This is a genomic window from Candidatus Microthrix subdominans (assembly GCA_016719385.1).
Classification (GTDB): domain Bacteria; phylum Actinomycetota; class Acidimicrobiia; order Acidimicrobiales; family Microtrichaceae; genus Microthrix; species Microthrix subdominans.
In genome coordinates, this window is record JADJZA010000010.1 from 51,260 (window position 1) to 64,430 (window position 13,171).

Annotated in this window: 9 protein-coding genes; 6 read left to right on the top strand and 3 right to left on the bottom strand. The window is 70.8% G+C overall.

What is annotated here, in order from left to right:
- Window position 1 precedes the first annotated feature (1 nt).
- From IPN02_17725 to IPN02_17750, 6 genes are read left to right on the top strand one after another with little or no spacing between them, the layout of a single operon-like run.
- Window positions 2-1,315, top strand: coding sequence for a glycosyltransferase (locus IPN02_17725; GenBank protein ID MBK9298625.1), 1,314 nt, complete (start codon window positions 2-4; stop codon window positions 1,313-1,315).
- Window positions 1,315-2,448, top strand: a complete 1,134-nt coding sequence (locus IPN02_17730; GenBank protein ID MBK9298626.1) for a hypothetical protein — start codon at window positions 1,315-1,317, stop codon at window positions 2,446-2,448. The genes IPN02_17725 and IPN02_17730 overlap by 1 nt, the downstream gene beginning before the upstream one ends.
- Window positions 2,445-3,803, top strand: coding sequence for an acyltransferase (locus IPN02_17735; GenBank protein ID MBK9298627.1), 1,359 nt, complete (start codon window positions 2,445-2,447; stop codon window positions 3,801-3,803). The genes IPN02_17730 and IPN02_17735 overlap by 4 nt, the downstream gene beginning before the upstream one ends.
- Window positions 3,804-3,847: 44 nt before the next feature.
- A complete protein-coding gene (locus IPN02_17740) occupies window positions 3,848-4,720 on the top strand; it encodes a class I SAM-dependent methyltransferase (protein ID MBK9298628.1) in 873 nt (290 codons plus the stop codon).
- Window positions 4,708-5,715 carry a hypothetical protein gene (locus IPN02_17745; GenBank protein MBK9298629.1) on the top strand — a complete coding sequence of 336 codons (1,008 nt, stop codon included), beginning with the start codon at window positions 4,708-4,710 and terminating at the stop codon, window positions 5,713-5,715. Before IPN02_17740 ends, IPN02_17745 begins: the two co-directional genes overlap by 13 nt.
- Window positions 5,712-6,647: a sulfotransferase gene (locus IPN02_17750; protein MBK9298630.1), complete on the top strand. Its 936-nt coding sequence runs from the start codon at window positions 5,712-5,714 to the stop codon at window positions 6,645-6,647. The genes IPN02_17745 and IPN02_17750 overlap by 4 nt, the downstream gene beginning before the upstream one ends.
- Here IPN02_17750 and IPN02_17755 read toward each other — a convergent pair.
- From IPN02_17755 to IPN02_17765, 3 genes are all read right to left on the bottom strand, one after another.
- Window positions 6,641-7,975 (bottom strand): hypothetical protein, encoded by a 1,335-nt coding sequence (locus IPN02_17755; GenBank protein MBK9298631.1) that lies wholly within the window; start codon window positions 7,973-7,975, stop codon window positions 6,641-6,643. The genes IPN02_17750 and IPN02_17755 overlap by 7 nt on opposite strands.
- A 435-nt stretch (window positions 7,976-8,410) precedes the next feature.
- A complete protein-coding gene (locus tag IPN02_17760) occupies window positions 8,411-12,430 on the bottom strand; it encodes a DUF3367 domain-containing protein (protein MBK9298632.1) in 4,020 nt (1,339 codons plus the stop codon).
- Window positions 12,427-13,155, bottom strand: a complete 729-nt coding sequence (locus IPN02_17765; protein MBK9298633.1) for a class I SAM-dependent methyltransferase — start codon at window positions 13,153-13,155, stop codon at window positions 12,427-12,429. Before IPN02_17765 ends, IPN02_17760 begins: the two co-directional genes overlap by 4 nt.
- Window positions 13,156-13,171 lie beyond the last annotated feature (16 nt).

The window sequence follows — 13,171 nt, forward strand, 5'->3', positions numbered from 1 at the left end:
CGTGACCGAGCGCGCTGAGCACGACCAGTCAGCTCAACGACAGCCGGCCCGGGACGCGCCGGCCCAGGACCAGCCGGTGCAGGCTGATCGACCCCTGTCGATCCTGCTCCTCGCCTCGCAACTGCCCCCGGTGACCTCCGGGGTCGCCCGATCGGTCGACCGGCTGCGGAGGGGGCTGGAGGAGCGGGGCCATCGGGTGGATGCCGTGTCGGCCCTGGCCGATCGCGGCCTCACCTTCGGCGAATACCGGGTGCACTTCATCGCGCGCCGCTTCGCCCGCCTGGCGCGTTTCGTCGACGGCTACGACGTCGTCGGCCTGCATGGGCCGTCGCCGTTCTGTTCCGAGCTGTTTCTCGCTCGCATCGCCCTGGCACGACGTCGGCCGGCGGTGGTCTACACCCATCATTTCCAGGTGATGGTCGAGGCGGCGGGGCGGGGTCGAGCGGTGCTCGGCCAGGCGCAGGTCGCCGTCAACACCGCCCAGGAGAGCCTGGCCCGGGTGGCCGACGCGGTCGTGGTGACGTCCCCGACCTACGCCGACATCATGGCCCACGCAGGGGTGCCCGGTGCCCACGTCATCCCCTGGGGGGTCGATGCCGTCGACCCCATCGACGATGACGCCCCGGGGGATGGCGACGATCACCCGGACCATGCCGACGTTCGTCGGAGCGATGTCGGCCACCATCGGCCGCTCCGGGTGCTCTTCGTCGGGCAGATGCGCTCGTACAAGGGCATACCGGTGTTGCTCGATGCGCTCGACGGACTCGACGGGGTCGAGGCGACCCTGGTGGGCGGCGGTCTGGAGGAGGCGACCTATCGAGACCGGGCGGCCCGGCTCGGGTTGACCAACGCCGTGTTCACCGGCCGGGTGCCCCACGACGAACTTCTGGCCGCCTATCGCAGCCACGATGTGATCGTGTTGCCGTCGGTCAACGAGCTCGAGGCATTCGGCATGGTGCTGCTCGAAGGCATGTCGGCGGGTCTGGTGCCGGTCAGCACCGACCTGCCCGGCCTGGGCGACGTGGTGGGCGACACCGGACGCGTGGTGCCGCGCCGCGATCCGGTCGCCCTGCGGGCCGCGCTGGCCTCGCTGGCCGCCGATCCGCTGGAACGCCGCCGGCTGAGCGCCGCCGCACGTCGTCGCGCCGCCACGTTCACCTGGGAGCGCACGATCGACGGCTACGAGGCCGTTCTGTCCGACGCGGTCGGTCGGCGTAGCATCGCTGGCGGTGCGCCCGGCCCCGGGGCGGGGCGACGCCGCAGCGGGGGTCACCAGACGCTCCGCACCTCGCAGCAAAGGACCTCGTTGGACTGATGAGCATCGGTGAGCAGATCAATGCGGGCGACCGAGCGGGCGATGACGAGGACGGTGATGGTGAGGCCGACGAAACCGGCGTCGGTGGTTCCCCGGAGGCCGGCGGGGTCGACCCGGTCGATGAGCGGTCACTCGGCGAACGCACCCGGGAACTGTTCGCGTCCGACCGGCTGCCGTTCCTCAACCGCCAGTTTCTGATCGTCGTCGCTGTGGCGTTGGTGCTCGGCGCCGCCGCGGTGCTGATCAACGCCTACGTCGTACCGCCCGAGGTGATCGACGGCATGGAGACCACCGTGCGCATGGACAGCTTCGATCGTGGCATCGCCAGCGACGAACTTGGCAGCATCGCCGACTCCAAGGAGTCGATCAACCCGTTCTACGAGGCCGATCGCTGGTCGATCTACGGCGGCATCTGGGGGATCAACGCCGGCCAGGCGGCGATCATCGACGTCGACGCAGACGCTCCCGCCATGGCGGCGCTGGGCTGGGCGGTACCGATCTCGGCGGTCCAGGCCCGCCTGACCAGACCCCAGGTGAACGCCGGGCTGGCCTTTCGCATCGCCTCGGTCGACGACTACTGGGCGGTCGTCGCCGACCCGCAGGAGAGCGAGCAATCGTTGCGCATCCTCCGGGTGGTCAACGGCGAGCCGGAGGAGGTGGGACGAACCCAGAAGAACTCGATGAACGCCTTCGGGGCGACCCTGGTGACCGTGCGCTTCGAAGACGGCGGCTTCAGCGTGTGGGTGGACGGTTCGATCTCGACCAGGGTGCGCGACGACACCTTTGCCGAGGCCGACCAGTCCGCCGGGTTGGTCGGCGTCGACCGTGCCGCCCGGGGTGCACAGTTCGACGACTTCGCCCTGTTCGCCGAGCCGACGGTTCGCCAGTTGCAGCCCGAAGCGGTCGACCCCGACCCGCCCGCCGGTGCGGTGACCACCTTGCCCGCCGCTCCGACCGGCGGGGCGCCCGCCGCTCCGGGCGGGGCGACGCCCCAGCCGAGCATTCCCGGTCCGGCCGATGGTGGCGCTGCGACCGGTGATGGGGGTGGTGGTGCCTCGCCGGGTGCGACGCCCACCACCGCCGCTGCATCACCGAGCACAACGCCGGCCGCCGCCGGCGATACCGGCCGATGACCTCCACCGTCGAGCGGCCGCCTGCCCAAGGTGCGGGCGGGGCGGGCGGGGCGGGCACGACTGACTCGTCGGCGGCTGGGATCACCGGCCGGCCGGTGATCAGCCGGACGTACTACCCGGGCCTCAACGGGCTGAGGTTCGTCTCGGCCTTTCTGGTGATCTGCACCCACACGCTGGGGGTCTTTCACACCAGCCTGGGCGCCAGCGATCAGTTCGTCCAGCACATCGGCCACATGTCGGTCGGCACCTTCTTCGCTCTGTCGGGGTTCTTGTTGTTCCGCCCCTTCATCGAGGCGACGCTCGACGACACCCCATTTCCAAACCTCAGGAATTACGCGATCGGCCGCCTGCTGCGGTTGGTGCCCCTGTATTGGGTGGCACTGTTCTTCTACATCACCGTTTTTCCCGACGTCGAGCTGCCGACCAACGCCATCGGCTGGGTTGCGTTGTTCGGCTTTGGCCAGATCTACGTGCCCGGCGGGGAGTTCTGGGCGATCTTCGCTGCGTGGACGCTGGGCGTCGAGATGGCGTTCTATCTCGTCCTGCCCTTGTTGGCGCTGCTGTACCGGCGGGTGGCGCAGGCCTTCGGCACCTCGGTGCGCGACCGCATGATCGGCGTCTACGTCATGGTCGGCGCTCAGGTGGTGTTTTCGCTGGTGGTCAAGGTGCTGATCATCACGTTTCGGGACACGACCCATCCGTCGCTCGTGTGGATGCCGTCGATGCTCGACTGGTTCGCTGTCGGCATGTTCTTCTCGGCGCTGGCGGCGGCACAGGCACGCGGCGTACCGCTGCCGGGGTGGATCCGTTGGATGTCGGACAGGCCATGGTTCTGCTGGGGGAGCGTTGTCGGGGTGGTGTGGGTGGCGGTGCAGCTGCGCTACTACTTCATCTACTTCCCGACGATGGGCCAGTCCCTCGCCCGGCACGGCGCCCACGGCCTCGGAGCGGGATTGTTGCTGTTGCCGCTCACCCTCGGTGATCAAAACAAGGGCGCCATCCGTGCCCTGATGCGCTCGTGGGTGTTCGCCTCACTCGGCGCCATCTCCTATGGCCTCTACCTGTGGCACCCGGGTTTCGTCAAGCTGTTCTTCCGGATGGGCCTGGAGGGCGAGGTGCCACGCAGTCGTTGGTGGCAGCTGGTGTTCGTCCTCGCTGCGAGCATCGTCGTCGCCACGGTGACCTACTGGGGCGTCGAGCGCCCGGCGATGGACCTCAACCCAAGCCGCCGGCGCCGGCGCGCCGAAGCTCGGCGAGCGGCCGTCGGCCGATCCGAGCCCGAGCCGGTCTCTGCCGCGCCTGAGCCCCTGGCCGGGCCGACCGAGGCCGCCCCCGACCCGACCGAAGGGCGTTGAGCCGGCGCTACGATGAAGCCCACCCCAACCTTCGAGGTAACCACATGACCTCAGCATCCCCCCAGGACGCAGAGATCGATGCTCACGCAGCGAGCGCCCCACACGCCAAGCATGCTCCGAATGCCGCGCAGAACCCGACCGACCCGGTCGATCGGCATTCGACCGGCCGCCAAGCGCCGGGGCGCTTCGTCGAGGTGACCGACGCGGTCGCCGGGGTGCGGGGATGGATGACCCCTGGGCAGGCCGCTCTGTTGTGGCGCTCGGCGCGGGTACTCGATCCCGGTCAGCGAATCGTTGAGATCGGGTCGTTTCAGGGTCGTTCCACGATCGTTCTTGCCGCCGGCGCCCCGTCGGGCACCGAGGTGGTGGCGATCGACCCGCACGCGGGAAACGATCGCGGTCCCAACGAGATTGACGGGTACGCCGACGAGGCGGCCTCCGATCACGAGATCTTCAAGTCCAACCTGGAAGCGGCCGGGGTGATCGACCGCGTCCACCACGTACGCGAGTTCTCCGATCGGGCGCTCGACCAGGTCGAGGGCCCGATCGACCTGCTCTACATCGACGGCGCCCACCGCTTCGCCCCCGCCCGCGACGACATCGTCGCCTGGGGTGCTCGGGTGGCTCCCGGCGGCACGATGCTGATCCACGACAGCTTCAACGCCGTAGGCGTCACGCTGGCTCAGGCCGCCGTGCTGTTCCTCTCGGGCGAGTTCCGCTACGTGGGCCGATCCGAGTCGATGTCGGAGTATCGACGTGACCGGATGGGGCCCCTGCGGCGGATTACCAACCTGGGCCGCCAGCTGGGCCAGCTGCCGTACTTCGCCTGGTGTCAGCTGGTGAAGGTGCTGATCACGCTGAAGCTGGGCGCGGTGACCAAGCTCATCGGTAACCCGTCGGGAGAATGGCCCTACTGATGCGCTCCAGGGGGGTGGTGGACGGTGACGCCGACCATGCCGACACCGGACACGAACAGAGCGAATCGCCGGTGGACGCGCCGGTGGGGGAGACCCCGGCGCAGCCCGAGCAACTCGACGACGGCCCGGACCGTACCTGGCTCTATCAGTTGATCGGGGGCGCAATTGCCCTGGCGGCGGTGACGGCGGTGATCGCAGTGCTGCTGACCCGGTCGACGTTGCAGGCCTCCGAACCGGAGGTCGGGGGGCGTGTGCGGGGCACCAGCTTCGACGCGTTCAGCCGAGCGGACGGCGCCAAGCTGGAGAACTCGGCCACCGGACGTCCCTGGCAGGTCGCCTCCGGCGAGTGGTCGGTCGAGGGCGGCCGCGCGGTCGCCAAGGTCGATGCCGATGTCGGCGGCGGTAATGCGCTGGCGTTGCTCGACACCGGCGTGTCCGACCAGTTCGTGCAGGCGACGTTCTTCGACCCGGTGGCCGGTTCCGGCTTGGTGACCCGGTATCAGGGGCCCAACAACTTCATCGGCGTCACCTTCGCCCCGGCCGGAGGGACCGTGCAGCTGGGCGTCACCGTCGACGGACGACGGGCCGAGCCGTCAAAGATCGGTTCGGCGCTGGCCGAAGGTGAGGTGACGCTCGGGGTGCGCACCGAGGGTGAGAACGTGATCGTGTACGTCAACGGGATCGAGTCCGGCCGCCAGGTGGTGCCCGAGCTGCGCGAGGGCACGCGCGTCGGCGTCCTCGTCCGGGCCGGGGACCCGTCCGGCTCCGCCATCGACGACGTGGTGGCCGTGCCGCTGAGCACCGAGCCGGTCGGCACGCGACAAGGCGGCAAGAACGGGTCCAAGGACGGGTCCGAGGACGGGACCGAGGACGGGACCGAGGACGGGGGCGGCGCCGAGACGACGGTTCCCTCCAGAGGCGCCGCCACCCCCGACACGCAGTCCGGCGCGCCCACCCCGGGTGCCTTGGAGCCCGGCGGCGCGCCGACGCCGTGACCGCTCCGGTGCCGATCCTCTACGTGGGGGGCACCGGGCGCACCGGGTCGACCGTGCTCGATCGGATGCTGGGCAACGTCCCCGGCGTCGTCGCCGCCGGCGAGGTGACCTGGCTGTGGTTCGCCCTTCGCGCCGGCGGTCGCTGCGCCTGTGGCGAGCGCCATGGGCGGTGTCCGGTGTGGGGCCCTGTGCTCGAGGCCACCTTCCCCGAGACGTGCGGCCGCCCCGCGGCCTTGGCCGAGGTCGCCGACGAGATGTTTGCCCTCCGGCGCCGCTACGACAGCCGGTACCTGCCGCTGATGGGGGTGCCCAGGCTGCGCAGGCGCCTGCCGGCCCGGCTGGGTCCCTACCCCGAGCGAGTCGTCTCGCTGTACCGCAACCTGGCCGAGGTCACCGGGGCTCGGCTGATCGTCGACTCCTCCAAGGAACCGCATTACTCCTCGATTCTCGATACCCGACCGGAACTCGACCTGCGCTTCCTCCATCTCGTCCGCCACCCGGTGGCCACCGCCTATTCGTGGGGTCGCCGCCGCAGGGAGCTCGGCTTTGGCGTCGGCCACGAGATGGAGCGCCGCGGTCCGGTGTCGGCGGCGATCTACTACGACGTGTCCAACCTCGGGGCCGAGGCGCTGTGGGGCGGCGGCGACCGCTATCTGCGGGTTCGCTACGAAGACATGGTGGCCGATGCGGAGTCCACCCTGACGACGATCGGCGAGTTTGCGGGCATCGACATCGACCCCGCCGTGGCGATGGGACGCTCGGCGTCGACGTGGGCCGCATCCGGGCATGCGGCCTGGGGTAACCCCAACCGGTTCGATTCCGGGCCGATCACGCTACGCGACGATGACGAGTGGACCCGTCAGGCATCCCGCTCGTTGCGGACCTGGACCCGGTTGCTCGCCGGCCCTGTCGCCCGTCGATACGGCTACTGACCCACCCCGACTCCCACATCCACCTCGACCGGTGCGTCGGCGCTCACCTCAGCGGTTCGGGTGCGGACCGACACCAACACCACCGCCACCGCCGATGCGACGGCGTTGCCGAGACACCAGGCGGCGACCGCCCCGTCCAGCTCCCGGCTGGGCACCAGGGCCATCGCCAGGCCCAACACGCTCACCGCAGCGAACGCCGTCATCACGACGATCGAGATCGAGTCGGCGAGCACCCGGGCCCGGGCGAGGGCGATCGAGGTGACCGACCACGGGATCCCCCCGGCAACCAACCAGGGAAGGATGCGGCCGGCCTCGGTGTAGCTGGCTCCGTAGATGCTCGGCAGCAGGAGTGCGAGCAGACCGGCTCCGATGGTGGCGACGATCATGGCCCCGACCGCCAGCAGGGTGGCCTTCCGGGTGGTGCCGGCCTCGGCACGCTCCCGGCTGCCCTCGACGAGCAGCACGCGGCCGATCGTCACCGGCAGGATGAAGGCCACCGCTGCGATCGACCAGGCGAGAAAGAAGTTGGCGTAGGTGACCGGTCGAACGTTGATGAACACGATCACCGGCAAGATGAACTGCGGCGCGAGGATCGCCAGGTGCGACAGGTAGTTCACCCCGGCGTAGTGCAGCGGCTGGGACCATCCGCCGTCGGGGACGGCGAGCGACGGGCGGGGATTGCCCGCCCGGCCCAGCAGCCCCAGCGTGATCAGGCCGGAGAACGCAATCGGGGCAGCCATGACGAAGAACAGCCACACGCCGACGTGGTGGAGCGACGCGTCGTCACCCAGGACCATGCTGGGCACGAGCACGAGCGGAAGGCGTACCGCTCCCGCCAGGGTGAGACGCCAGAACACCCAACTCCAGCGCCGCGCCCACATCAAGCGGGCGTCGGCGAGGGCGGCGATCGAGTTGGCCGCCGCGACCGCAGCGAAACCGGCGACTGCGGTGGGGCCGGCGGTGGTCAGGGCGGACAGGGCGGAGTTGGAACCGGACTGGGCGGTGACGATCGCCAGATAGGCGACGGTTCCGACGATCGAGCTGGCGACGGTCGCCAGCGTCGACCAGCCCAGCAACGGGTCACCCCGGGTTTCGGGCCGATAGCGGCTCAGAAGCTCCTGCAGCCCGAGCGCGGAGGCGTAGTTGACGAACTGGAGCGAGGTGAACAGGCCCGAGGCCACGCCGACGTCGACCTGGTCGTACAGCCGAGCGGCCAGCACCCAGAACCCGACCCCGGTGACCGCTTGGGCCAGAAACCCCAGCATCACCCAGGCCGAGCCGAAGACGAGGTGGGCCCGCTGTTTGGCCCCCTTGCTCCGGCCGGGCACCACAGCGTCGCGGAGAGCCGACGACGGTCGGCCGGGGTCCCCCGTTGACGGTTCGCCCTTCGCTTCGCTCGGCCGAGCGCCAACGGGGTCGGGCTGCGATGAGCCAGGCCAGCAACAACACGCCGGTGAAGCGTCCGACGTCGCCGGCCAGGGGCCGCTCCCGCACGAAGCGGGCGGAGGCGAATGCGCCGCCGTAGCGGGCCTCGAAGAGGGTGGCGGCGCCGGTGAGGACCACCCCGGCGACCACATAGGCGCCGGCAAGCTCGCCCGAGAGCATCGCCACCAGCGCACCGAGCGCCCCGAACAAGGCACCGAGCCACCCGGCGATCAGCCAGCCTCCCAGCGCCGAAAGGAACATCCTGGCGATCGTCGGAACACCCGAACGCACGGCGTGGCCGACGGCGGTCGCAGCGCGCCCGCTCCGGTTGGCGGCGCTCATCGATTTCGTCCGGGCAGACGACGGCGGGCCGGCCGTGGTGGTCGGGCTGCGTTGCGACGCACGGCGGTCACTGCGGCGACGGTGACCGCAAGCAGGCTGATCCCGAGCGCGATCGAATAGGTGCGTTGGGGGGTATAGACCGCCACCATCGTTGCCGGCAGCTCGGCGTCGGGCGGGTCGACGATGGTCCAGCCGGCCATCGTGTCGAGGATTTCCGAGCGCTGCGAGCTGGCACCGTCGAAGCTGGCCGACCACCCGGCCCCGGCCGCCTGGCCGATGATCACCTGGGCCGGGCCGTCCAGGTCCAGGTCGGCCCCCACCGTGGTGCGGCCCAGGTTGGTGAGCTTCGCGCGATCGTTCGTCGTCGAATTGGTCGGTGTGGTGTCGGCGTCGGCCCGTGTCAGTTCGCTTGGCACGAGCGCCACCTGGTCGACGAGGCCGAGACCGCCCAGCGTGGTCTCCAGCTCGTGGGTGCCGGGCTTCAGCCCGACCTCGTCGCACACCTCCAGCTCCTTCGGCTGAGCCAACAGCTCGGCCCGGGTGGCCTTCAGACGCACAGCCACCTCGACGCCGTCAATGCTCAGCACGGGCGTGCAGGCGCCGGCGTCGCGGCGCTCGCCCAGCTTGCCAAATCCGATCCGGCCGTTGATGCCCACCTCGTTGATCTCGATCGGGAGCGTCCCTGAGGCGTCGGCCGCCGCAGTCACCTTCCCGACCCTGATCACGACCCGGTCGACCCCTTGGGCCGGCAGCTCGATGTCGGAGCGGGCCAGGCAGCGACCGGCCAGCGTCGACAGCTCGGGTGCGCAGCGTCGCTCGAGAGATGCCGTCACATTGGCGTAGACCGGGGCGTCGTCCAGGTAGCCCGAGACGCTCACGCTGTCGATCGACGACGTCGCCAGATCCTCCTCGCCCGGGGTGATCAGCGACAGCGAGGACACCTGCTGGCCGGGCAGCCGAAGCGAGAGGGTCTCGCCGCTGATCGGCGGTGCTCGCCACGAGCTGCCCAGATCGTCCCCGCTGGCGTCGACCGCCCCTGAACCGCTGGCCGACATCTGGTCGCGGAACCGCGACGACCCGTAGGCACCCACCTCGCGGTTGTCGAGGTTGTCGATCACCACGTCGGGGGTGTCGGCGCCGGCCCGGGCCCAGACGCGCGCCGCGTAGGTTCGGGCGCCGTCGGCCGTCTCGAAGCGCCGCCGCAGGCCGGGCTCCTCGACGAGGGGGGCGCCGATCGCCGACCGGTCGATCAGGTAGCGGGCGGCAGCGCCGGCGCCGGCGACCTCGGGCAGCGAGGGCATCACCAGGCGCTCGGCCAGGTCGAGTCGCTGGGAGTTGGCGTCGAACAGGGCGAGCTCGCTGAAACCGACCGCCAGGGGGCTCTGGGCGTTGACCGCGTCGATGCGGAAGGTCAGCGAGCTGACCTCGCGGCCGGGCAGGTTGATGCTCGTCGTCGCCGGTCCGAGGTCGTAGGCGACCGAGCGCCCCTGGTCGTCGGTGACGCTCATCCGCACGATCGTCGGGGTGTCGGCCGGGTTCCGCACCTGGGAGATCGATGCTCGGTCGAGCTTGGTCGGCTTCTTCAAGTCGATCGTCAGCGATTCGCCCCTCGGATCACGAATGCCGGCCACCGCCCAGGCGGTGCGCGGGTTGTCGTCGGTGGCGTTCGAGGGCCGATAGGTCAGGGGGAAGGTCTGATTGGGGGCCCCGTAGGTGGTGGCCGTGATCGCCGAGGCGTCGCCGTAGTCGGCGACGGTCTGCTCGCCGGCGCCGCCGAAGAGGGGTCTGGCGGGTCGGTCGACACCGTCGGCACCCTCGGGCAGCACCGGCGACAGGAAGTTCTGTTCGGCGGTGCCGCGCTGCACCCGCCGACGGTTGCCGTCGGTGATCACCAACGACGAACCCTTCTCGAGCAGGTCGGCCGTGGTTGCCGTCGACATCGTCGGCAGGTAACGGACCGGTCCGTCGGCATCCAGGCTGCCCTGGGAGGCCAGCCCCGGCCAGCTCTCGCCCGAACCGGCGACGAGCAGGGGGGGGCGGGGATCGACGCGAACCATGCCCGGCGAGTCGATCACCTCGAACACCTCGACCGGCGTGAGCCCCTGGGCCTCCTCCGGCGTGGGTTCGGCGGCCGCGGGTCGGTCGGGGTCGGCGACGTTCTCGCCGGCGGCTCCGAAGGTGGCCACCGGTCGCAGGTCGGGGTCGGCGCGGAGCCCGTTGAACGACACCGGCCTGGGGGCGCCCATCTCCTGCCAGTCGAGATCGTTGCGCAGCACGACCCACCGGATGCCCATGCGGGCCAGGATCGGGCCGATCACGCCGGGTTCGAAGCGGGCGCTCGAGATGTAGCGGTCGACGGCGTCGAGCAGGTCGGCCGCCTCTGGAGTGCCCTGGGGAAGGGTCGAGCGCGACACGTGGGGCTGGGACAACAACGCGTCGAACAGATCGTCGCCGATGTAGCCCCACCGGTAGCGGGTGCGGTTTGCTCCCGGGAGGATCAACACCCGTCCGTCGTCGGGCAGGGCGTTGAGATACTCGGCGGCCTCGTTCCAGTAGGCGGGCAAGGCCTCGGCGGTTTCAGCCGGGGGGTACAGGTCGGCGCTCCAGAACGGCACGGCGGCGAGCAGCACGAGCGCCGCCGCCCCCGCAGCCAACATCGGGCGGGGAGCGAGCACTCCGGGCCACCGTGCGGCCCGGCTCCGCCCGGCGGCGGCACGGCCCCGCCTGCCTTCGGCGCGACGCCGCGCCCAGGCCGTGCCGGCGTCGCTGACGCCGATGGCGACGAGCACGGCGCTCGCCAGTGCCCACCCCGCCCCGGCCTTGTAGCCGTTGCGCAGGAGGCGGGAGGTGGGCACCTGCTCGTAGAGCCACGCCAGCGCCTGGCTGAGCGGGTACTGCCCGTCGGTCGGGTAGAGCCCCACCATCGCCACCAGTGCGATCAACAGCATCCACCCGTAGGTTCTGGCGCCGTACCACCGGGTGCGCACCAGCGCGACGACCGACACGATGGGCACCAGCAGGCTGAGGCCGGCCGCCAGCGGGTGGAGGACGTAGGGCGATGGGTGGGGCTGGGTCGTGCCGCCGCCGCCGAAGTAGGTCAGCCAATAGCCCAGGCCCCGAAGCGACTCGGCCCAACTCGAGTGAGCGCTGACCGTCTCGGGCAACTCGGTCACGCTCAGGTTGGCGCCGACGACGGGCCCGTTGACCGCCAGCACGATGAGTGCCGCGCTGGCACACGCCGCGCTGGCGAGCGCCGCCCGCCACATGAACGCCCACAGTGCACCCAGCCGAGCCCGGCGTTCGGCCGCCCCGGTCGGCTCGATCATCACCATGGCGGCGGCGACGACCGCCGCCGGCAGGAAGGCGTAGATCAGGCTGGCCGAGTTGACGGCTCCCATGGCAAAGACGATCAGCGCCGTGCGGGCCGGCCAGCGCCATGGGCTGGGGTTGGTTTCGAGGGGGTCGCTGACCAGCGCGCCCCGGACGCACCACACCAGCCAGGGGGCCAGCGCGTAGTGAAAGAAGATGCCCGACGGGACGAGAAACTCCGCGACGACCGGGTTGAACCCGAACACGAGCGCAGCGAGCACGATGGCGGTGCGGTCCTTCGGGCGGTGCTGGGCCACCACAGCGGCAGCACCGGTGGCGCCGAGGGAGATCATCGACGCGTGCAGCACGCGCTCGGCCCACGCCGGCGACAAGCCCATCAGTCGCAACCCACCGACGAACGCGCCGATGACCGGGCTGAAGTAGGGGTTGGGGCGACCCAGGTTGCGAACGCCGTCCCAGAGGGAGAGTTGGCTGCGTAGGTAGCGCCCGGTGCCCCAGTAGATCTCGAAGCGGGCGTCGGCGACGTAACGGCCGGGGGAGCTGATGGCCGCAGCGACGAAGGCGAGTGCGAAGGTGGCCAGGGCGACCCACGCGAGCAGCGGCAGACGGGGGAATCGCAGCGGGACGCGGCCGCCGATCGACGTCGCCGTCGATGTGCGGTGTTCGGGCGCCTCGGGTGGGCTCATCGCTCGGGGCTGCTGGGCGTTCCCGGACGGCCGTGGCGGGTCTTGTTGAGCAGCAGGACGGCGTTCCACCCGGCGACCTCACGCAGCAGCGGCACCGACATCAGCCAACGTTGGGACGGCCAGTAGCGGGGGTAGCAGTCGGTGAGGACGAGCTCGTCGACCTGACCGGTCAGGCGGAGCACCGATCCGGCGTGGGTGGGCCAGAGCCGCTCGAAGGGCAGGTTCTTGCCGGTCGGCGGCCCGAGCAGACGGGCCCGAACGCTGGCACCCAAGCGGGGACCCAGCAGGTGGAACGGGGCGATCGCATGGCCGCCCCACGGTGACCACCACAGGGTCCAGCTCACCCACGCCCAGCCGCCGGGCTTGAGCACCCGGGCAATCTCGGCCAGGGCCGAGCCCGGATCGGGGGTGTGCTCGAGCAGGTTGGAACACACGACGCCATCGACCGACGCATCGCCCAGCGGCAGCCAGCGGGCGTCGGCCCAGGCGGCGCCCAGGCCTCGCGCCGCCGCCGCCCCGATGTCGGCGCGGTCGAGGTCGATCGCCACGCAGCGGGCTCCCCGCTCCTCGAGGGCGGCGGTGAACTGCCCGGTTCCGCAGGCCACGTCGGCGATCCGTAGGCCGTCGACCGGTACCGGAAACCGATCGAGCGCGCGCCGCGCCAGCTCGTCGTAGAACGGTTCGGGGTCATCCCGTTCCGAGAAGAAGCGTCGCAGCATGCTCACGGCGCTCGCGGAGGGG

What these genes read in the sequence shown, in the direction of transcription:
- IPN02_17740 (MBK9298628.1), top strand. Translation starts at nt 3,848, where the DNA reads ATGACCTCAGCATCCCCCCAGGACGCAGAGATCGATGCTCACGCAGCG.
- IPN02_17735 (MBK9298627.1), top strand. Translation starts at nt 2,445, where the DNA reads ATGACCTCCACCGTCGAGCGGCCGCCTGCCCAAGGTGCGGGCGGGGCG.
- IPN02_17760 (MBK9298632.1), bottom strand. Translation starts at nt 12,430, where the DNA reads ATGAGCCCACCCGAGGCGCCCGAACACCGCACATCGACGGCGACGTCG.
- IPN02_17745 (MBK9298629.1), top strand. Translation starts at nt 4,708, where the DNA reads ATGGCCCTACTGATGCGCTCCAGGGGGGTGGTGGACGGTGACGCCGAC.
- IPN02_17730 (MBK9298626.1), top strand. Translation starts at nt 1,315, where the DNA reads ATGAGCATCGGTGAGCAGATCAATGCGGGCGACCGAGCGGGCGATGAC.